We start from the raw sequence: 21280 nt of genomic DNA, 5'->3' as shown, positions 1-21280 counted from the left end.
TGCGGAACTACGCGACCGCGGTCGCGGGTGTCCACTCGGGACGGCGCCGGTAGAGCACGACGCCCGAGCCGATGAGAACGGCGGCGACCAGACCGGTGAGCAGCGTCTGGAAGGGGAACTCGCCGAAGCCACCGGGCGGGGGCATCGCCGCGGCGCCACCGGAGGACTGGTTCACCGCGGTGTTGCCCGGCAGCGCGACGTACGGGAACGACGCGCCGAAGGGCTTGTCGTTCGCGTTCACGCCGTCGCCCGCCGCGAGCGGCGCGACGATGCCGGACACGGCCGCGCCCTCGACCGCCTGCACGGCGATGTCGAGCACGTCGTCGGTGAGCCTGCGCCCGTTCGGGTAACCCTGGAAGTCACCGGCGAGTACGCCCAGCCGGTTCGGGTTCGCCGCGACGGGGACTGCCATGTTCAACCGGAGCTGCTCCGAGGGGTTGAACCGCTTCGGGTCGACGTCGGCGTTGTTCAACTGGGAGTTGAGGTCGGCCTGGATCGGCCCGCCCGCCTTGGTGGTGATCCCGGTCAGGAAGATCTCCACCAGGTCGTTGCGGGGGGTGGGCGGTGCGGGAATCCCGTAGATCGCCTGGATGAGCTTGGGCAGTTCCGGGTCGGTCACCCGGTTGACCAGGTCCGGGATCTTGCGGTCCTGGTCGGGGGTGAGCGAGTTGAACTTGTCCTTCAGGCCCGCGGGTACGACGACCTCGTTGACCAGCGGGTTGCCCAGCCGCGAGACCTGCACGTACGGACCGAAGGTGCGCTCAGCGCCCGGCGTGAGGAACATCGACTTGCGCTCGGTGTCGCTCCAGACGCCGATGACCGGGTTGCGGTCGGGGTTGCCCTTGAGCGCGAGCACCGACTTGGGCACCTGCAGCGCGATGGTGTTCACGCTGAAGCCCGCCAGGGTGTCCTGGCCGACCTCGGACAGGTTGCCGCCGTAGAGCAGGTCGAACACGCGCAGGTCGAGGAAGAACGAGTCGTCCGCCTGGCCGACGTAGCTCTTGCCGCCACCCGGGACAGCGGTGATCGCCTGGTCGCGGAGCATGCCGTAGTCGGGCATCGACGCCGCGCCGGTGTTGGACGGCGCCACCTTGCCCTTGCGGATCAGGGTCTTGCCGTGGCCGTACCGGTCGATGACCTCCAGGGTGTAGGTCTGCCGGAACAGCAGGTGCTCGTCGTCGAGCGAGGTGACGGGACCGTTGTTGTAGAGGAACGTCGACTTGCCGCGCCGGTCGTCGGTGCGGAAGGTCCACCGGTAGGTGAGGTCCGACTTGGCGTCGCCGTCGTTGTCGATGTTGATGTCGAAGCGGGTGTCGCTCGGCCACGGGTAGAAGTTCGGACCGCCGTTGGGCTCCTGGAAGGGGTACCAGTTGGCGATCAGCGTGACCGTGTCCGGGCTGTCCGGGCTGGTGAACGCGTAGACATCGGTGTTGTCTGCCGGTGGGTCACCGGCGATCAGCGGTGCCTCGCGGTGGCTGGAGGCCACCGCCGGGCCTGGTACTAGACCTACCAGGACACCGGTGAGCACCGTGCTTCCTGCCGCGATCAACGCGACAGCCACCCGTCGTCGGCGACGGGTGGGAGGCGGTGATGACATGCTCCATCCCTTCAGTGGCCCGCCGCCGTGCGGCGCCGGGCCCTAACTGGGCAATGACGGACACCTGCCCGCGAATCACGGACAGACATCGTGCATTCGGAGCCGCGAGTGACTTGGTTCACTCCGACTTTCGGCGATCGTTATTGCATACTACTGGCATTAAATTACCCGCGACACGCGGGCGGGCGGCAATCGAATAACACGATCGAGCGAATTTCGGGGCACTGCTCACCAGTCCGCGCCGCACCGCTGGTACCGTCGCTGACCTGCGGAAACATGCTGGCGAGCGCGAGTGCGCGAGGTCGTCGGCCGGTCGACATCCGGGTACTGTGCCGTGATTAACATCTTCGCCTTCGATGTTCAAGAGGATTGCGTCCCCGGTTCCGCGGTGGCGGTCGTGCGGGGGACGACTGGGGCCGCCCGGCGGCACCCCGGGTGCTCGGTCGGTCACCCGCGCCGACGTATTGCGCGCGGCGCGGTGTGCGCTCATTCGATTTTCGGGTGATTTCCACCCGGCCGGGAAATGTGTTTCTCACCCTCGATCGGGCGAAATTCGCAGGTGTCCGAATTGAAATCTGCGGCCGGTGCGCGTGGCCGGTGCACTGCTATTGTCCGGCCCGATCTGCGAACCTGGAGCAAGCAGCGGCACGGCGTGGGTATGTCCGCCGTGCCGGTGCGCATTAAGAATACCGGGCACTACCGGAGATGCGGCGCGGGGGCACCGGACAGCACTATGGTCGTGCGGCGCGAAACCGTGCTCGATTGCGGCAGCCCGATAGCCGGGCGGCCCGCTCGACCACCGAAATCATCGACCGCGGGACGAGCAGATTGGACGCGGTAAATGGCTGAAAACCGATGGAAGCTGGTAGTGGACCGCCAAGGCGTGACGATCGCGAGCGACCGGTTCCGGCTCACCGCGACCGGACCGGCGCCGGTCGCCGCGGACCTCCTGCCCGACGACCGGCCCGACGACGCTGTCCTCGCCGCGATGGACGCGGGTGAGCTGGCGAACGCCCTCGCCGAGTTGCAGTCGATGACCCGCCAGACCTACGGCCAGTTCTGCGGGCTCTCGCAGGCAGCCGAGATGGTCGGCGAGCGCTGGGCGCTGCTGGTCATCCGCGACCTGATTGTCGGGCCGAAGCGGTTCGCCGAGCTGCGCGCAGGCCTGCCGCGGCTCTCCGCCGACATCCTCTGCGCGCGGCTGCGGGAGCTGGTGCACTTCGACGTCGTGCGCGAGCGCCCGGTGGCGGGCGAGACGGTCTACGAGCTGACCGACTACGGCCGCGCCCTGGAGGAAGTCGTGCTGGCCCTGGGCCGCTGGGGCGCGCTGGCCCTGCGCGGGCCGCGCCCGGAGGACGTCATCACCGCCGACTCGGTGATCATGGCGCTGCGGGCGTGCTTCCGCCCCGAGGCCGCCGCGGGCGCGCGGATCGGCTTCGAGCTGCGCCTGGGCGTCGACACCCGCGTATACGCCCAGGTCGTCGACGGTGCCGCGAACGTCGGCGTGGGCCCGCTGCCCGACGCCGACCTGGTCCTCGACGCGGGCACGGCGCTCAAGGCGCTGCTGACCGGCGAGGTGACCCCGGCCCAGGACGGCGGACTGACTGTGCTCGCGGGCGACCCGGCGCTGCTCGACCGGTTCGTGCGGATCTTCCACATCCAGCCGGTGACCGCCGCCCTTTCCCCCTGATCGGCGGTTCGTCGGCGTGTCGGAGCCCGGTGGACCGGTCGGCGTCCACCGGGCTCCTTCCTGTCCAGGGGTCCCGGTCGGAGACGGCAAAGGCGCGCGACCCCGGGGGGATCGCGCGCCGTGGTGCAGGGGGTCAGACAGCCCTGCGGACCTCGGTGCGGGCCGCGAGCCTGCGTAAGGCCGCCGAGCGCACATCGAGCAGGGCGGAGAGCACCGGCGGGTCGAACACCCGCATCGGGTGCAGTTCGACGTCGGCGATCCGGGCGGTGATGTCGGCCCGGATGGTGATCGGCCCGTGCGAACCGACGAACGGCGTCGGGTCCATGCTGGTCTCCGTGCCGGGCGGCACCGAGTGCGCCAGCACGTGCCAGGTCCCTGGCGGGACGTCGTGCAGCGCGTACGGGCCCGGCCGGTCCAGCACGACGCACCGGACCGGGGAGCCCTGCAGCATCCGGCCGGGGAACAGGCCGACGAACACCATCCCGGCGACCCCGGTTCGCGGCGGGGTGACGTGCCCGCGCACGGCGGTCGTGCGGATCTCCGCGCCGACGCGCTCGTCGACCGGCAGCTCCTCCGACGTGGCGCCGCCGAGCTGGCGGTAGGTGATGGGGGAGACCCCGACGCTGCTGCGGAACCGCGAGCTGAACGTCCCGACGCTGTTGTAGCCGACCTGGTGGCTGATGTCGGCGACGGTGAGCGAGGTCGACACCAGCAGCCGCTTCGCCTCCTCCAGCCGCATCGCGGACAGGAACCGCCCAGGGGAGACGCCGGTCACCTGCTGGAACACTCGGGAGAAATGGAACTTGCTGAACATTGCCGACCGCGCCAGATCGTCGATCGTGATTTTTTCGGCGAGCCCCCGGCGCATGGTCTCGACGGCCCGTTCGACTGCTCGTACGACCATCTCGTCCATTGCGACGTTCCTTTCGCTGGAGTTGGCCGCGGTCGCGCTCGGTTGCGCACTGTGGTGAACTCGAAAGCCACCGGGCGGTGGGGTCTCCTTGATTTTCCCGCGCCCGGTGAGATCGCTCAAGTGTCGTGCTCACCGGTATGTATGAGTAATTTCGGGAATCGGTGTGAAAAAATCACGGTGCGCTGTGTGCGTCGGTCACGCCGGAAAGCGGGGCTGCGTTCAGGCGGCCCGTCCTGGCATCCACTCGGGCACGGCGAGGTACTCCTGGAATCGGCGCGCGTGCGTCTCCTGGTCCTGGTCGATGCTGCGGGGCAGCGGGAAATCGGGCTCGGTCAGCAGGCAGCGGATCAGCACCGGGGCCGAGCACGTGGCGATCTCGGCGCGCACCAGGCTGGCGAACCGGTCCAGCCGCGCGGTGGTGGTCACGTTGGCGTAGCCGGACGCCTTGGCCAGGGCGCACAGGTCGGTCCGGTCCGACGGCGTCGCCGCGTTCCCCGCCGACCCGAACAGGCCGTCGTCGAGCACGACGTGCACGAGCGGGAGGTCGGCCATGCCGCCCGCGGTGAGCATGCCCGCGGGGTTGCGCACCACGTTGGCGTAGCCGTCCACGACGATCGTCGTGCGCCGGGTCTCCAGGGCGATGCCGATCCCGATGGACGGCGCGAGCCCCACGGAGCCGGTCAGGTAGAAGTGGTTGGGCCGGTCGGCCAACTCCTGCGCGATCCGGCACGCCGCCTCGGTGGTGAACAGGATCACCTGGTGGTCCTCGGTGGCGGCGATGATCGCGCGGATCACGGCGTTCTTGTTCATGCCGGTAACTCGAAGGACGTCGGCGGGATCAGCAGGGCGGCCGGTCGGTGTCTGCCCCGCACGGACTCGCGCACCGACTCGACCTGGACCGCCACCGGGGCGTCGGCGTGGAACTCGAAGGTCTGCACGCCCAGCCCGTCGAGCAGCGGCATGGTCAGCTCGCGCAGGATCGTGCGCTCGCAGTCCTGGTCAGGATCGGCCTCGCGCAGGCTCACCACGAGCAGCAGCGGGATCCGGTAGGGCACCACGAGTGAGGCGATCGCGCTGACCGCGGGGCCCAGGCCGCCGTTCTGCATCAGCACGACCGGGCTGCGTCCGGTGAGCGAGGCGCCCGCGGCGATGCCGACGGCGTTGTCCTCGCGGGAGATGGTCAGCACGCCCGCCTGCTCGTCGAGCGCCTGGTGCAGTGGCGAGAGAATTCCGCAGGGCGTCCCGTAGAACGGGCCGAAGTCCGCGGCGATCAGTTCCCTGCCGAGGTCTGCGGCCACGTCGACCTTTTGTGCGAACGGTGTCATCACGTCTCCCCTGCCGGTGGTGCGGCCCGATCAGGCGTCGGCGCGGCTCGCGGCCCGCCAGGTGGGGACCGCCTCGTCCGCCCTGGAAACCCTCGCAGAACGCCTGGTCAGGCGACAGTGAGCGGGCCACGACCAGGGGAATGAATACAGGTCCACCTGGGGTATGAAAAAGACATACCGGGCCGGTGAGGTGGGCACTGGCCGTGACAGTGAGACGGAACACAGAATTTGGTCACCCCAACGAGTCCCCACTCAGCCACCAGGAGTTCCCGATGACGGTCACCGAGAACATGATCAGCCTCTTAGCCGGCCTCGGCCTCGACGCGGCACGCTCCGTGCCCGCAGTCGAGATCGAGATCGACCGGTTCGACTACTGGATGAACTCGGCGACCGACATGTCGCTGGCCTCCTACAGTGCCCCGTGTGGCACTTTTGTCTCCGCTGCTGGAATCCCTGTCTGATGTCCACCGACGGCGCGAAGGGGCCGCTGGTCGGGCTCAAGCGGCACCTTCGTGCCGAGGTGGCGACCGGTGAGGGCGCGTACCTGTTCTCCGAGCAGGGAATGACGGTGCTCAAGGGCTCCCATGTGGAGTCGGTGGTGTCGCTGTTGGACGGAACCCGCGACGTGGCCGCCATCCTCGGCGCCGTGCCCGCGGGCGTCACCCGTGAGCAGGCCGCCAGTGTGCTGGCCTCGTTGGCCACCGCGGGCCTGGTGACCTTGCGGACCACCTGCGAGCAGGCGGCCGACGAGTGCACCCTCGCCTACTGGGAGGCGGCCGAACTCGACTCCTCGGCCGCGGTGGCGAGCACCGCGAACGCGACGGTGAACCTGGTCACCGTCGGTGCGGTCGAGCGCGGTCCGGCGGCGAAGGCGTTGCGGGCGGCGGGTTTGGCGGTCACCGGCGAGTCCGACTGCGCAGGCGCGCACACCGCGTGCGCCGACCTGACGATCGTGCTCTGCGACGACTACCTCGAACCCCGGCTCGCCGAGATCGACGCCGAGCACCGCGCCGCCGGGCGGCCGTGGCTGCTGGCGAAGCCGCACGGCACCAAGGTGTGGCTGGGCCCGGTGTTCCAGCCCGCCGTGGCGGGCTGCTGGCACTGTCTGGCCACCCGGCTCTGGGGTCATCGCAACGCCGAGAAGTGCGCGCAGACCGCCCTCGGCCACGACGGCCCCGCACACAGCCCCGCGGCGTCGGTACCGCCGGTGGCGGGCGCGGCGTGGCACCTGGTGGCCCTGGAGGCGACCAAATGGCTTGCGGGATACCGCTATCCGGGCCAACGTACGGTGTGGACCTTCGACACCTTCGACTTCGGGGGCAGGCACCACGAGCTGCCCGTCTACCCGCAGTGCCCCGCCTGCGGCGACCCTGAGCTGGTGCGCGCCCGGACCCGGGAGCCGATCATCCTGGTCTCGCGGGACAAGGTCGACGGCGGCGGCGGCGGACACCGCACGATCACCCCGGAGCAGATGCGCGACCGCTTCCGGCACCTGGTCAGCCCGGTCACCGGGGTGGTCAAGGAGATCCGGCGCGACGAGCGCGGCCCCGTGTTCCTCAACGCGTTCCGCTCGGGGACGAACGTGGCCGCCCGCACGACGAACCTCGGCACGCTGCGCGCGGCGATGCGGGTGTCCAACGGCGGCAAGGGAGTCACCGCGGTGCAGGCGGAGGTGAGCGCGCTCTGCGAGGCCGTCGAGCGGCACTCCGGCAACTTCCACGGCGAGGAGGAGCGCGTCCGCGGGAGCCTGAAGTCGTTGGGGGAGCAAGCAATTCACCCGAACGCCTGTCAGCTCTACGACGAACGGCAGTACGCCGACCGGGCCAGGTGGAATGCCACGCACTCGCCGTTCGCCTACGTCTGCGCGGAGTTCGACGAGCGCGTGGAAGTGGACTGGACCCCCGTGTGGTCGCTGACCGAGCGGCGCCACCGGCTGCTGCCCACCGGGCTGCTCTACTACGGCGCGCCCGCCGAGCCGGGCCCCGACTACGTGCACGCCGACTCCAACGGCAGCGCCGCGGGCAGCAGCCTGGAGGACGCCGTGCTGCAGGGCCTGCTGGAGGTCGTGGAGCGCGACGCCGTGGCGCTGTGGTGGTACAACCGCACCCGCCAGCCCGCGGTCGACCTCGACGCGTTCGGCGACCAGTGGATCGAGCAGATGCGCCAGGTCTACGCCGATCTCGGCCGCGAGGTCTGGGTCCTGGACCTGACCGCCGACCTCGGCATCCCGTCGATGGTGGCGCTGTCGCGGCGGATCGACAAGCCGACCGAGGACGTCATGCTCGGCTTCGGCGCGCACCTGGACCCCCGGGTCGCCCTGCGCCGCGCGCTGACCGAGTTGAACCAGCTCATGCCCGTGCTGGTCGGCGTCGGCCCCGATGGCGAGTACGCCTGCGACGACCCCGACGCGGTGCGCTGGTGGCGGCACGCGACCGTGGCGAACCAGCCCTACCTGCTGCCGGACCCGGCCGCGCGGCCCCGGGTGCCCGCGGACTACGGCTACACGCCGACCGCGGACCTGCTCGACGACGTCACCACCGTGTGTGGGCGCGTGGCCGACCTCGGCATGCAGGTGCTGGTGCTCGACCAGACGCGGCCCGATGTGGGGCTGCCGGTGGTGAAGGTGCTGGTCCCGGGGATGCGGCACTTCTGGACGCGGTTCGCGCCAGGGCGGCTCTTCGACGTCCCGGTGCGCCTCGGTCGGCTCGCCGAGGCGACGCCGTACGCCGAGCTGAATCCGGTTCCCATGTTCCTGTGACCGTCGAAGAGAACATTGCTGGGGAGGAGTGCAACTGTGTCCATCGAGTCCGGCGGCCGGTCCGGGGGGCGGATCCGGCTGTGGTCGCTGCGCGAGGATGTCCTCGTCGAGGGCGGCCCGGAGGACGATCGGCTGGTCGTGGTCACCCGCTGGGGCGAGACCAGGATCGACGACGCGGACGCGATGGTGCGCGAGTCCCTGCGCCGGATGAGCATGGGCCCGATCTCGCTGGAGAACGTGCTGCCCATGGAGTCCTATGTGGACATCGGCGGGGCGGGCGACCGAGACCGCGGCTGGGCCGTGCTGGACCGGGTGCTCGACCAGCTGAGCGGCTCGGTGGTGCACTCGCTGGGCACGCAGCGAGGCGACGGGCCGGTGTTGTCCGCGGTCCCGATCGCCCGCAACGCGGCGTTCGCGCTGCGCGACGTGGACCCGGACCGACCCGTTCGGCTGTCCCGGTTCGCCGCCATCCGCACCAGCGACGGCGAGCTGCTGGTGGAATCCCCGTTGGCGCAGTACCAGGTCCTGCTGCACCGGCGCACGGCCTCGCGGGTGGTGGTCGCGCTCAGCTCCGCCACCTCGGTGGCCGAGGTCGCGGGCACCCTCGACGTCGCGCAGACCCTGGTGGCCGACGTGGTGGCCTACCTCGCCGCGACTGGGATCGTGCTGGTGGGCGAGTGGCCGGACGGGCCCGGCGCGGTGGCGCCGCGGTTCGCCGAGGACGCCGACCCCAGCCTGGTGCGGTGGTCACACCACGATCTGCTGTTCCACGCCAAGACCCGGCTGGGCCGCTACGACGGCCTGTCCGGCGTGGTGTTCCCCAACGCAGACATGCTGCCGCCGCCGCCGCTGGTGAAGGCGGCGTCCGCCGGGGCGAGGTTCCCGCTGCACCGGCCGGAGCTGTCCACGCTGGTGGACGGCGACCCGCCGCTGACCGACGTCGTGGAGAACACCCGGCTGTGCCCCGAGTTGTCCGAGCGGCCGGTCACCGCCGACCAGATCGGCGAACTGCTGTTCCGGGCCGCGCGAATCCGCTCGGTGTCGCCCGCGTCGGCGGGCGCCGACGTGGTCTACGAGATCTCCGACCGGCCGTACCTCAGCATCAACGGCCTCTACGAACTGGAGGTGTATCTGTGTCTGCACCGGTGCACCGGGCTGCCGCGGGGGATCTACCACTTCGATCCGCAGGAGCACGCCCTCACCCTGGTCAACGATGTCGAGCGGGAACTGGACGAGGTGCTGGACAACGCGATGGTGGGCAGCGGCACCTCGCAGTGGCCGCCCGCCATGGTCACCATGACCGCCCGGGTGGCCCGCTCGTCGTGGATGTACGGCGGGATCGCCTACGCGCTCACCCTGACCCACGTCGGTGCGCTGCAACAGATGTTGTGCATCTCCGCCACGGCCATGGGGCTCGCCGCCTGCGTGCCCGCCATCGATCCGGGCGACGTCGTCGACAGCGCCCTGCGGCTGCGGTGGCCAGAGGAGATCGGGGTGGGCGAGTTCGTGTTCGGATACCGGCGTGGTTCGCCGCCAGGCCCGAAAGCCGGCCTATAATGCGGTGCGAAGTCAGCCCGTCACTCGTTACATGATCTGAGTGGTCGTCCGCCGGGAGTCGAGGGGGAATCAGTGCTCTCAGTCATCGATCGCGGCGAGTTACCCGGCCCCCGCGGGCGAAGACCTGAGGGGGACTACTTTCTCGACGCCGAGGAGTACGGCCGCGGCCCGCTGATCGCGCCGCAGCTCGCGCGGGGCATCGTCGCGACCGTCTTCGTCGGCATCTGTGGTGTCGCGTACATCTTCGTGCTGCACTCGGACACCACGGTCGCGCAGCGGCTGCTGGCCGCGGCCTACCTGGTCGCGCTGTTGGCGTTGCAGGTCGGCTACTTCAGCAGGGCGAGCACGCGGCTGCGCTCGCCGCTGACCTACCTGGCGCTGGTGGTCCAGGCCATTCTCGTGTTCGCTCCGCTGCCGGAGTTCGGGCAGTCCTGGGTCGGCATGCCGAGCCTGCTCGCGGGCACCGCGCTGTTGGTGCTGCCCGCGTTCGCCGCGTGGACGGCGTTCGCGGCCATCGTGGTCGTCGTCGCCTGGACGCAGACGATGCTGACCGGCTGGAATCTCGGCGTGGTCTACCTCGCGCTCGGCATCGTGGTCGCCGCGCTGGAGGTCTACGGCCTCACCCGGCTCGCCCGGGTGATCACCGACCTGCACGACGCCAGGGCCGAACTCGGCAAGGCCGCCGTCGCCCAGGAGCGCATGCGGTTCGCCCGCGACCTGCACGACCTGCTCGGCCTGAGCCTGTCCACCATCGGCCCCAAGGGCGCCATCGCCCGCCGAGCGGTCGCGGACGAACCGGAGCGGGCCCGCCAGGAACTGGCCGAGATCCTCAGCGTCTCCCGGCACGCGCTCGCCGACGTCCGGCTGCTCGCCAGCGGCTACCGCGAACAGTCGCTGCACGAGGAGTCCCGGACCGTCCAGTCGCTGCTCGCCGCGTCCAATGTGGACGTTCGGATGGAGCTCAACCACAGCGAGTTGCCCGTGCACCTGCGCACCGTGCTGGTCGCGGTGCTGCGCACGGGCGCGGCCAACGTGTTGCGGCACAACGATGTCGGCCGCTGCGAGATCACCATGCGGCAGGTCGGCGAGGTGGTGTCGCTCGACATGGTCAACGACGGCCAGGTCGACGGCCCGCCGGACGACGACGGGTTCGGCGTGCTGACCGACCGGGTGGCCGCGCTGGGCGGCGAGCTGACCGCGGGCCCCGAGCCCGACGGCGGATACCGCCTGCACCTGACCATCCCGGTGGCCTTGGAATCCACTGACGGGCCCGCCCGGCCGGGCCCGGCCGAACTCGTCAGCAGGCGCGCCACCTACCTCGCGTCCGGCCTGATGGACGTGGTGTTCGTCGGCTTCTTCGTCGCGGGCGTGCTGCACCTGCTGCTGGTCACCGACGAGCCGGTTCAGCTCGTGTCGAGCATCGGCTACATGCTCGCGCTGCTGGTACTGCAACTGGGGTACGTGAGCAGGCCCGACCGCACGCTGCGCAGGCCGATGAACTACGCCGTGCTGGCGGTCCAGGTGGTGCTCGTGTACCTGCCGCTGGTCCAGTTCGGCCCCACGTGGGTCAGCATTCCGGGATTCCTGGCCGGAACCATGCTGCTGGTCCTGCGGCCGATCTACGGCTGGACCGGGTTCGTCGTGGTCGTGGGGACCGTCGCCTGGGCGCAGTCCGGGTTCGTCGGCGACCCGCTCGACATCGCCTACTACTTCGCCTCGACCGTGATCACCGGGCTGGTCACCTACGGGCTGACCTGGATGGCCCGCTCGGTCACCCAGCTCAGGATCGCCCGGCTGCAGCTCGCCTACGCCGCCGTGGCCGACGAGCGGATGCGGTTCGCCCGCGACCTGCACGACCTGCTCGGTCTGAGCCTGTCGGCGATCACGCTCAAGAGCGAACTCGCCCACCGGCTGCTCGCCGCCGACCCGGCCAGGGCGCGTAAGGAGCTGATGGAGATCGTGGCGATCTCCCGCCTCGCGCTGGCCGACGTCCGCCTGGTCGCCAACGGCTACCGCGAGCTGTCGCTCAACGAGGAGTCCCGCTCGGCCGAGTCCGTGCTGGCCGCCGCCGACGTCGAAGTGCGGATGGAGCTGCACTACGGCGAGCTGCCCCCCGAGGTGCGCACCGTGCTCGCCACGGTCCTGCGCGAGGGCGTGACGAACGTGCTGCGGCACAGCAAGGGCGCGCACTGCGAGATCACCGTGCGCCAGCACGACAAGATGGTGCTGCTGGAGATCGTCAACGACGGGATGGTCGACACCCCCGAGGTGCTCGACTGCCCCGGCGGCGGCTCCGGCATCCGCAACCTGTCCGACCGGGTGGCGAAGCTGGGCGGCGAGCTGACCGCGGGCGTCACCCCGGACGGCACGTTCCGGCTCCGGGCGAGCGTGCCCGCGTAGTCCCTAGAGCCAGCCCGCTTCCTTGGCGATGCGGATGGCGTCGACGCGGTTGCGCGCGTTGAGCTTGGTGACGATGGTCGTCAGGTAGTTGCGCACGGTGCCCGCGGACAGGTAGAGCCGGGCGGCGATGTCCACCGCGTTGGCCCCGCCCGCGGCGAGCTGCAGGACCTCGATCTCCCGGCTGGTCAGCGGGCAGTCCGCGCCGTCCCACGCGGCCAGGGCCAGGTCGCCGTCGACGACCCGGCGGCCCGCGGCCACGCCGCGGATGGCGTTGGCGAGCTTGTCGGCGGGGGCGTCCTTGAGCAGGAAGCCGCCGACCCGCGCGGCCAGCGCCCTGCGCAGCGTGCCGGGCCTGCCGAGGCTGGTCAGGATGAGCGTGCGGCACTCGGGCAGGTGCTCGTGCAGCTCGGTGGCCGCGGTGAGGCCGTCCTTGCCGGGGAGGTCGATGTCGATCACCGCCACGTCGGCGCGCGAGGAACGGGCGCTGGCCAGGATGTCGTCGCCGGAGGCCACTTCGGCCACCACGTCGACGTCGGGTTCCAGGTTCAGCAGGGCCACCAGGGCGCCGCGAACCATGTGCATGTCCTCAGCAATCAGCACTCTGATCACTTCACGCACCTCTCGCGAGCCCGACTCATGTTGTTTGTACCACTTTCCCGGTGTCCGAATCGCGTCCGACCGGAGCACACTGAACCGGCGAATGGGTGCCCGGCAGGCTACCGCGGGGGATCGAGCGCCGATCCGGGCCCGTGCACCTCGGTCAGGACGCCGACGGCGGTCCGTCTCGCGGCGGACAGGGCGGCCCACGACGTCAGCTCCACCAGGGACCGGTCGGCGGGGGCGCCGCGCCGGAAGTCGTCGATCACGGCTTGATCGACCTGGTAGGACGCCATGGCGGTGAGCAGGGCCAGGGTGGCAGCGGGGCGATCCGCCCGCGCCAGGGCGGACACCTTGTCGGCCACCCACCCGCGGCTGAGGCCGACCGGCAGACCGTCCCAGCCGTCCAGTTCGGCCGCCACGAGACCGCGCACGGCGTCGGGCACCGAGCGCTCGCCCGCGGCGTCGATGGCGGCGTAGGCCCGGGTGAAGCCCTCGGCGATGGTCGGGTTCCCGGTGGTCCACGCGAGGTCCGGGGCGGCGGGCGCGGCGGGCAGCATGCCGAGCGAGGTGCCCGGCTCGTGGTCGCGGCTCGCCGAGGGCCGCATGACCCGGCCCAGCACCTTGCGGGCGCGGCCGCGCATGGCCGCGGGCATGACCGGCGGCAGCGGGGAGTCGTCGAGGAAGATGTTGACCATGCGGTTGAGGTAGTGGAAGGTGACTGCCACGCCGACGAACTCCGGGGTCTGCTCGACCGGGAACGGCGGCGCGGCGCCCGTTCGGGTGCCGGTGGCGCGGGCCCAGGCGGCGAGATCGCGCGCGGCGGGGTCGGTGATCGAGCCGATGTCCGCGGCCGCCAGCGCCGCCGCACCCGGGCCGCGCAGGCCGCCCAGCGTCGCGCTGTGCACCTCGACGCAGTACGGGCAGGTGTTGCCCAGCGACACCGCCGCGGCGACGATCTCCTTGGCCGCCCGGTCGACCAGTCCGCGCGCGAGTAGCGATTCGCGCAGCAGCATCCAGCTCGCGGCGAGCGACTCGGGCGCGGGGGAGTGCAGGCCGACCGGCGGGGCCAGCATCCCGAAGTCGCGCTCGGCCTGGCGGTAGACCCGGGCGACGAGGTCGCGGGCCCGCCGCGGCCGGACCGGGGTGACGTGCCGGATCTGGTCGAGGGTACGCCGCATCGCCGTGCGGACGAGCATTCCGCCCATGTGCGCTCCTGCGAGATCGGTTCGGAGACCTACCGAAAACGCTACGGTGCGGGCGAAGGAGAACGCTTCTCGCATCGTGCGGAGATCATCACCGCGGTGTCAGAGTCCACCTAGGACGGTGGCCTGCGCGGCCGCGCCGAGCAGGGCGGTGGCCGCCACGCCCGCGATGGTCTGCACCGCGATCCGGGCGACCCGGCCGCGGGGCACGCCCAGCGTGAGCCAGGACAGCCCGGCCAGGCCGATGATCACTCCACTGTGGAGCAGCATGGCCTGGTCCGCGGGCGCCCAGTCGCCCAGCCAGACGCGGGCGAACTCGACGGCGGCGAAGACCGCGGCGGGCGCGATCACCCACGGCGCGCAGCGCTGGGCGAGCCGGAACGCGGGCGCGGCGGCGGGGGAGCGGGCCGCGGTCAGGTAGGTGGGCAACGCCACCAGCGCCATCGCCAGCACCGCGACCTGCCGCGGGATGTCCAGGCTGTCGGCGAGCATGAACTCGACGGTCACCGCGAGGGCGGCGCTGGCGCTGACGAACGCCGCCGTGCGCTTGCTCGGCGCGGGCAGGAATCCCCGCAGCACCGCGAATCCCGCCACCGCGGGCACCGCGTAGAGCAGCGCGACGCGAAGGCCGAGCGGGCCGATGTTGATCGGTACGGAGATCCCGTGGCCGTCGTGGCCGTCCTGCGCCGCGGCGGGTGTGCCCGCGACCATCAGCAGCGTCACCACGGCCAAAACGGTGCGCAGGCGCGGAAAACCGCGCCCGCGCACCGGGATGCTCATCCGACCGGGACGGGAGCCACGCACGAGCAGGTCATCTGCTCGCGCTCCGTCCGGTTCGGCCGCAGGTGGTAGATCATCGCGATCACCATCGGCACGAACACCACGACGTTGTAGAACAGGTGCAACTCCACCCGGGGCACCAGGAGTTGGATGATGCTGATGGGCTTGGCCTCACCGAACAGGTTCTGTCCGGTGAGTGCCTGCGCCAGCAGCAGCAGGTGCTCCAGGTGGTGCCAGACCTGCACCCACATCGAGATCAGCCACCACGTGCGGGCGCGGCCGGTGAACCCGTGGCGCAGTACGACAAGGCCCACCAGCATGATGATGGCGTAGCCGTAGTGCATCCACTCCGAGGAGACCAGCCACGGGAACCAGAGGCCGAGCACGCCACCGGCCTTGGGTCGCGGCCAGTCCAGGATGAACACCTGGACCGCCTGGGTGATGTGCTCCGCCCAGTGGGCCAGCACGATCGCCATGAATATCGCCAGCGCGCCCTTGTGCCAGCGGGTGTTGAGCGCCCCGATCACACCCTCTTGGCCCTGGGTGCCCAATCCAGAAGTCATCACGTCCTGCCTTTCGCGATGCCGGTGCGGACGACCTCGACTCGGTCGACGCGTGATCTTCCCGTCCGGCCGCACTGGCCGACAAGGGCCGAGTGGGTCAATGTGGCGCGCGGTCGGAAGTCCACAGTGGTCACCCGCCCCGGGTCGCGGTCAGCGGCCGCGCGTTGGCGCCGGGGCTCGGCAGCGGCGCGCCGTAGGCCACGTCGACACCGCGCTCCCGGGCGGCCGCCACAATGCCGGGGATGGCCCGCTCGGCGAGCGCGGCGATGGTCAGCGCCGGGTTCACCGTCAGCGCGCCCGGCACGGCCGAGCCGTCGGTCACGAAGATCCCCGGGTGGTCGCGCAGCTCGTGCCGGTCGTCCAGGGCGGAGGTCGCCGGGTCGTCCCCGATGCGACACGATGCCAGCGGATGCACGGTGTAGGCGCCGACGAGGTCGTTGGTCCACGGCAGCACCGTGGCCAGGCCGTCGCGTTCGAGGATGTCGCGCACCTCGGCGTCGGCCTCGGCCCAGCCGCGCAGCGTGTTGGGCGTCGGGTCGTAGTTCAGCGGGCCGCGGCCGAGCATCTGCTGGGAGATCCTGAACGCGTTGCCGGTGGGCGGCGGCGGGCCGAAGACGCCCTCGTTGTCGTCCTCGGTCATCTGGAAGATCGTCAGCCAGGAACGCCACTGCTTCAGCATTTCCTTCTTCTCGACGCCGAACCACGCGGGCCCGTCCGCGCCGTGCGCCTGCGCGAGGATCGTGCCGAGTCCGGGCGGGAAGTAGAGCTGCTCCAAGGAGAACCGCGAGTACTCGGGCAGCGAGGCGTCCAGTTTGTCCCAGTTCGCCACGACCGGGCCCTTGCCGATCTGGTTGGCCTCGTAGGCGATCCCGTTGCCGCGGTCGAGGCCGAGCACCGCGCGCACCCGGTCCTCGTTGATGATCGCGGTGTTGAGCCGCTCGCCGTTGCCGGAGAAGTAGCGCCCGACCGCGTGCGGCATCTTGCCCAGTTCGGGCTCGGACCGTTGCAGGATCACGGGGGTGGCGCCCGCGCCCGCGGCCAGCACGACGATCTTCGCCTCGATCGTGCCGGTTCCGGTGTGGATGCGGTAGTCCTCGTCGTCGACGAGGTTGTAGTGCACCCGGTAGCCGCCGTCGTGGGTGCGCGAGATCTGCTGGACCTCGTGCAGCGGACGGATTTCCGCGCCGTGCGAGATCGCGGCGGGCAGGTAGTTGGTCAGCAGGGACTGCTTGGCGTCGAACCGGCAGCCCGCCATCATCCAGTTGCAGTTGGTGCATTTGGCCGCGTCGATGCCGACCGGCACCGGGTTCGCCGTGCGGCCCGCGTGATCACACGCCGCGGCCCACAGCCCGCCCGCGTAGGTCACCTCGTCCCAGGTCTGTTGGCGCACCGGCATCACCTGCGAAACCCTGTCGTACCAAGGGTCCAGCGTGTCGCGGCTGATCGCGGCGGGCCACATCCGCCTGCCGATGCTGCCGTGCCGCTCGAACGCGAACCCCGGAGCCCGTGGCAGGGCGGCGAAGTAGACCACGCTGCCACCGCCCACGCAGTTGCCGCCGAGCACGCTCATCCCGTTGCCCGCGACGAAGTCGAAGACCCGGGTGTAGGAGGAGCCGAGTAAGTAGTCGTGGTCGAAGTCCTCGGCCTCCAGCCAGGGACCGCGTTCGAGGACGACGACCCGCGCGCCGCCCGCCGCGAGGTGGTAGGCCGCGATGGCGCCGCCGAAGCCGCTGCCGACGATCAAGACATCGGTGCTCTCAGTGTTGTCCATGCTCGTCACGCCGGGCTCCCTGAAGGCGTCGTGTCGGGGTGGGTCTGGGCGAACTGCTTGCCGTAGGTGTACTTGGGCGCCCGCCACAGCCCGTCCGCGTCCGGCTTGGCGAAGCCGATCGCCAGCAGCCCCGGGTGCCCGGCGGCGAGCGCGTCGGCGGTGCTCATGTGCGCGGCGCTGTCGAAGGCCATGTTGCAGAACAGGGACAGCAGGACCCAGCCGTCCTTCTCCGGGTGCCCGGGCGCGGTCAGCGTGCGCACGATGTCGCTGCGCTGCTCGTAGTCCAGCGCCACGAACGCGGGCACGGAGTCGTCCAGCTCCAGGGCGTGCTTCTCGGCGTAGGCTTGCGCGTGCCCGTTGAGCATCGGCACGAGGAACTCCAACCCCGCCGTGACCCCGGTCGCCGGGTGGTGCAGCAACTCCAGCGCGCCCGACTGGACCGCGCCGCCGCCGGTCGACACCCCCGCGATCGCCCGGTCATCCGGCGACCGTTTCTCGCCGGGCACGATGGTGTCCGCGAACGCTTCCAACGTGATCGTCTTGACCTGATCGTCTGAGGTGCCCGACACGACGATTCCTCTCTGTCGTCGGCCCGGGAACTCGCGGTGTGCCGCTGGTTGCGCGCCCGCGGAGTCCGGCTCCGGCTCACGCACCATCGTCGTCGCGGCGCCCGGACCGACGCATCTCCCGCCGTGCCGTCCGCTCACCCGCCGACTGAGTCCCGGCGACGATGACCACGTACGAATTGGTGGGTGATTTTCTCACTCCGGCAGGTCGTGGCGACGCGCGTCGAATGCGCCTGTTCGGTCTATTGCCAGTTGTGGCGCCTTCAGGGATTGTGGCCTGCGGGAATCGGTCGGTTGCGCACTCGACCAGGTCGCGTTGATGCTCTTGGGGGCGGTTGTTCGTGAGTTCACCTCGTGCTGCCAGATTAATTGTGGCGATCTTGGGCCTGACCTTGGTGGTGTCATCGGTCGAGCCAGTCGCTGGTTCGGCTGCCGCGGCTCAACCCACACGGTCGACCGCGGTTGACCCGCGCGATCTGCCGCTGCTAAGCGGGCCGCCCGCACAGGCCGCGGTGCGAGCACCCGCCGACCCGGGGGCGGATTTCGAGCCGTTGAGCGGAGCGGCGGGCAGTGCACGTCCTGGTTTCGATTCGGCGAGGTCGCGGGTGGTGTCGCGATCGATGTTCGGTGACGAGTTCGCGAACCCGGACGGGTCACGGACGGTGCGAATGTCGACGCAGCCCTTGAACGTCCGGGATGGTCGGGGAGCGTGGCAGCCGATCGATCCGGCGCTGGAGGTGGACTCGCGCACCGGCCGGGCGCGAGCGAAACGGCACCCCCTGAGCCCGTCGCTGGCTGGGGCGGCCGATGACGCGGCGTTGGTGTCCGTGGAGGTCGAAGGCCGGAAGATCTCGCTGGGGATGGAAAACGCCGCGCGGGGAAAGCGGGCGCGGGTGCAGGGTTCGACGGTCGACTACGTCGATGTCGCGCCGGACACCGATCTGCGGTACGAGGTGTCGGCGGGGTCGGTGAAGGAGACGATCGTGCTGCGCAGGCCGCCCGCGCCGGGGAAGGCGTCGTGGCGGTTCAGGTTGGATACCGGTGGCCTCACGCCGACCGTGGCCCAGGACGGTGCGGTGGTATTGGCGGATGGGGCGGGCGTGCCGAAGATCGTGCTGCCTCCGGTGGAAACGTGGGACTCCGCAGGCGGTCAGTCTGGGTTGCCCGCGCGGACGGGTGGTGCGTACGGCCTGGAGCGGGTCGTGGACGGCTGGGCGCTCACGGTGTCGGTGGACGACGCGTGGTTGCGTGATCCGGCGCGGGTGTATCCGGTCAGCGTGGACCCGACGTTCTCGCACGCCGTGGTGGATGCCTATGCGCTTCGGTCCGATGGCTATGTGTGTCAGAACTGCGGTTTGCGGATCGGGAACAGTCAAGCTGGTCCGAGTGGCGGCGACACGTACAACCGCAGCCTGCTCAAGTTCGACTACTCGCCGTTGTTCGGCCGAACCGTGGTCGGCACCAGGGTCGATGTGGCCCGGGTCGGCGGTGGCACATTCCATCGTGCCTGGGGAGCGAACCTGCATGACGCGACGGCCTTCGACTTCAACGGTGTCGGCGCGTACTTGGCAGGCGCGCCGGTGGGTGACGTGGGCAGTTTCGCGAGTGCGGAGTTGACCGCGTTCGTCAAGGGGTTGGTCGACGCGGGTGACAACTGGTCGTATCTCATGCTCCTTGGCACTGAGCAGGCTGCCACGTACACCTACAAGAACCTCGCCGCGACGCTGTATGTGGACACCGGTTCCGCTCCGCCCGTCCCGACGCTGGTGGCGCCCGCGGACAACAGTGTGTTGACGAATCTGGCGCCGACGCTGTCGGTTAATCCGGTCGCCGACGCAGACGGGGACGCGGTCAAGTACTGCTTCACTGTGGCGACCGGCTCGGACGGGAAGTCGGGCACCGTGGTGGACTCCGGGTGTCTGTCCACACCGAACTGGACGATTCCGGCCGGTGTCCTCGCCGATGGTGTCGCCTACACTTGGAAGGCCAGTACCTACAGCGGTTATACGTTGGTTCCGTCGACCTGGGTGGGGCATTTCAAGGTCGATCAGCGCATCGGCGAGCATGGTCCGTCTCCTGTGGACACCGTGGGGCCGATGCAGGTGAATCTGGCCAACGGAAACGTGACGACGTCGGCATCGTCGCCGACGTTCACCACCGTGGGCGGCACCGCGGGCGTCACGATGACCTACAACTCGCAACAGCCGGAGTCAAAGGGACTCAAGGCGTCCTATTTCGACGACGTGTCCCGTGCCGGGCTGATCAACGACGCCATCCAGCGGCCGGTCCTGGTGCGCACCGAACCTCAGGTCAATGCCGATTGGGGAACCGACTCGCCCTTCGCGCCCGCGTTGGGGCCTGACTGGTGGCTGGTGCGGTGGGAGGGCTATTTCATCCCGCCGGTCACCGGGATCTATCAGTTCGCCGGAGTACACGACGACGGCCCGGTGATCTGGATCAACGGCCAGAAGGTCTACGACGTCGCGGCCGCGAGTGATCTGAACTGGGTTGCCGCGACCGGAGTCGCGCTTACCGCGGGCCAAGCCGTGCCGATCAAGATCGAGTTGCAGGAGGCGACCGGTACCGCCCGGATGAAGTTGTTCACCCGCACGACAGACGGCACGACGGTCCCCGCTCAGATCGTGCCCGCCGATTGGCTCGCCAGCGTCGATTCTCCGCCGTTGCCCAAGGGATGGACGCTGTCGGCGGATCTGGACGGTACCGGCGCCACCTACACCGAGGCGAAGATCGCCGACCAGAGCATCGTGCTGACCGACGCGACTGGCGCCAAGCACACGTGGACGAAGAAGAGCGCCGGAGGTTACAGCCCGCCCGAGGGACAAGACGGCGTCCTTGGTCTGGACAACACCGGCCGGGTCACTGTCAACGAAGGCGCCGACGTGTACGTCTTCCGGGCTGACGGGAAACTCGACACCCAGGCGAACGCGTTGGACTCGCGCAAGCCCGCCGCTCTGCAGAACATCTACACCGGAATTCCATCACGCCTGGCCCAGATCAAGGATCCGGTCTCGGATCGTGCGCACGCCCTGTATTACAACCGGCCTGGTGAGGACTGCTACGGCGGGTCCACCGCGCCCTACGGCGCCGATGCCCTGCCGCCCACGCAGATGTTGTGTCGGATCGTCTACTGGGACGGTTCGCAGACCCGGCTGTGGTATTACCAGGGCAGGTTGTATCGGATCGAGGACCCTGGCTCGGAGATCACCGACTACAGCTACACCGCCAACGGCCTGCTCGACGGCATCCGCAATTCCTTGGCGGCGGACTGGGTGGCGGTCGACCCGGCGACCCGCGGACCCAGCGAGTCGACCGCCGTGGTGCACTACGTCGATCACTTGGCCGCGAAGCCGGTCGTGAGCGAGGTCCTGGCACCGATGTCATTGCAGGGCGTTGCCCGGTCGAAGCACTCGTATCGTTACGATCCGGCGAGTCGTCAGTCCTTTGTGGATGTCGATGGGTTGACCCCGGCGATCGGTTTCGCGTCGAGGGTCACCTATGACGATGCTGATCGTTTGTTGTCCACGGCGGATGCGACGG

Annotated in this window: 16 protein-coding genes; 6 read left to right on the top strand and 10 right to left on the bottom strand. The window is 70.0% G+C overall.

Going from position 1 to position 21280, the window contains the following annotated elements; all coding sequences use genetic code 11:
* Window positions 1-7: 7 nt before the first annotated feature.
* The gene (locus tag ACT4N7_RS22385) at window positions 8-1561 is read right to left on the bottom strand and encodes a DUF4331 domain-containing protein (protein ID WP_444830781.1); all 1554 of its coding nucleotides are present in this window, start codon (window positions 1559-1561) and stop codon (window positions 8-10) included.
* 877 nt (window positions 1562-2438) lie between these two features.
* Here ACT4N7_RS22385 and ACT4N7_RS22380 point away from each other — a divergent pair.
* Window positions 2439-3287: a winged helix-turn-helix transcriptional regulator gene (locus ACT4N7_RS22380; protein ID WP_444830780.1), complete on the top strand. Its 849-nt coding sequence runs from the start codon at window positions 2439-2441 to the stop codon at window positions 3285-3287.
* A gap of 133 nt (window positions 3288-3420) precedes the next feature.
* Here ACT4N7_RS22380 and ACT4N7_RS22375 read toward each other — a convergent pair whose 3' ends face one another.
* The 3 genes from ACT4N7_RS22375 to ACT4N7_RS22365 form a co-directional block, all read right to left on the bottom strand.
* Window positions 3421-4200, bottom strand: a complete 780-nt coding sequence (locus ACT4N7_RS22375; RefSeq protein WP_444830779.1) for a helix-turn-helix domain-containing protein — start codon at window positions 4198-4200, stop codon at window positions 3421-3423.
* Window positions 4201-4419: 219 nt separating this feature from the next.
* Complete coding sequence (locus ACT4N7_RS22370) at window positions 4420-5010, bottom strand: thiamine pyrophosphate-dependent enzyme (protein WP_444830778.1); 591 nt, start codon at window positions 5008-5010, stop codon at window positions 4420-4422.
* Entirely contained in the window at window positions 5007-5525 is a 519-nt protein-coding gene (locus ACT4N7_RS22365) for a hypothetical protein (protein WP_444830777.1), read from the bottom strand. The genes ACT4N7_RS22370 and ACT4N7_RS22365 overlap by 4 nt, the downstream gene beginning before the upstream one ends.
* A 272-nt stretch (window positions 5526-5797) precedes the next feature.
* On the opposite strand from ACT4N7_RS22365, the gene ACT4N7_RS22360 reads away from it, so the two are divergent.
* From ACT4N7_RS22360 to ACT4N7_RS22345, 4 genes are all read left to right on the top strand, one after another.
* Entirely contained in the window at window positions 5798-5986 is a 189-nt protein-coding gene (locus ACT4N7_RS22360) for a hypothetical protein (RefSeq protein WP_444830776.1), read from the top strand.
* Complete coding sequence (locus tag ACT4N7_RS22355) at window positions 5986-8283, top strand: TOMM precursor leader peptide-binding protein (RefSeq protein WP_444830775.1); 2298 nt, start codon at window positions 5986-5988, stop codon at window positions 8281-8283. The genes ACT4N7_RS22360 and ACT4N7_RS22355 overlap by 1 nt, the downstream gene beginning before the upstream one ends.
* Window positions 8284-8319: 36 nt before the next feature.
* Window positions 8320-9840 (top strand): SagB family peptide dehydrogenase, encoded by a 1521-nt coding sequence (locus tag ACT4N7_RS22350; RefSeq protein WP_444830774.1) that lies wholly within the window; start codon window positions 8320-8322, stop codon window positions 9838-9840.
* 72 nt (window positions 9841-9912) lie between these two features.
* Complete coding sequence (locus ACT4N7_RS22345; protein WP_444830773.1) at window positions 9913-12240, top strand: sensor histidine kinase; 2328 nt, start codon at window positions 9913-9915, stop codon at window positions 12238-12240.
* 3 nt (window positions 12241-12243) lie between these two features.
* On the opposite strand, the gene ACT4N7_RS22340 is transcribed toward ACT4N7_RS22345, so the two are convergent.
* The 6 genes from ACT4N7_RS22340 to ACT4N7_RS22315 form a co-directional block, all read right to left on the bottom strand.
* On the bottom strand, window positions 12244-12849 hold the full coding sequence (locus ACT4N7_RS22340) for a response regulator transcription factor (RefSeq protein ID WP_444830772.1): 606 nt from the start codon (window positions 12847-12849) through the stop codon (window positions 12244-12246).
* Window positions 12850-12956: 107 nt separating this feature from the next.
* Entirely contained in the window at window positions 12957-14045 is a 1089-nt protein-coding gene (locus ACT4N7_RS22335; protein WP_444830771.1) for a carboxymuconolactone decarboxylase family protein, read from the bottom strand.
* A 99-nt stretch (window positions 14046-14144) separates the two neighbouring features.
* Window positions 14145-14768, bottom strand: coding sequence for a DUF6239 family natural product biosynthesis protein (locus tag ACT4N7_RS22330; RefSeq protein ID WP_444830770.1), 624 nt, complete (start codon window positions 14766-14768; stop codon window positions 14145-14147).
* Window positions 14769-14818: 50 nt separating this feature from the next.
* A complete protein-coding gene (locus ACT4N7_RS22325) occupies window positions 14819-15385 on the bottom strand; it encodes a hypothetical protein (protein WP_444830769.1) in 567 nt (188 codons plus the stop codon).
* Between the two features lie 130 nt (window positions 15386-15515).
* A complete protein-coding gene (locus tag ACT4N7_RS22320) occupies window positions 15516-17156 on the bottom strand; it encodes an FAD-dependent oxidoreductase (RefSeq protein WP_444830827.1) in 1641 nt (546 codons plus the stop codon).
* A gap of 5 nt (window positions 17157-17161) precedes the next feature.
* On the bottom strand, window positions 17162-17725 hold the full coding sequence (locus ACT4N7_RS22315; RefSeq protein WP_444830768.1) for a DUF5987 family protein: 564 nt from the start codon (window positions 17723-17725) through the stop codon (window positions 17162-17164).
* A gap of 665 nt (window positions 17726-18390) precedes the next feature.
* Between ACT4N7_RS22315 and ACT4N7_RS22310 the strand changes: the two genes are divergently transcribed.
* Window positions 18391-21280 (top strand): PA14 domain-containing protein (locus ACT4N7_RS22310; protein WP_444830767.1); only part of this gene is annotated, 2890 nt, incomplete at its 3' end.

It is taken from the genome of Actinokineospora sp. (genome assembly GCF_052390155.1).
GTDB lineage: Bacteria > Actinomycetota > Actinomycetes > Mycobacteriales > Pseudonocardiaceae > Actinokineospora.
The sequence above is the reverse complement of the archived record's forward strand: the minus strand, read 5'-3'. Positions and strand labels throughout refer to the sequence as shown.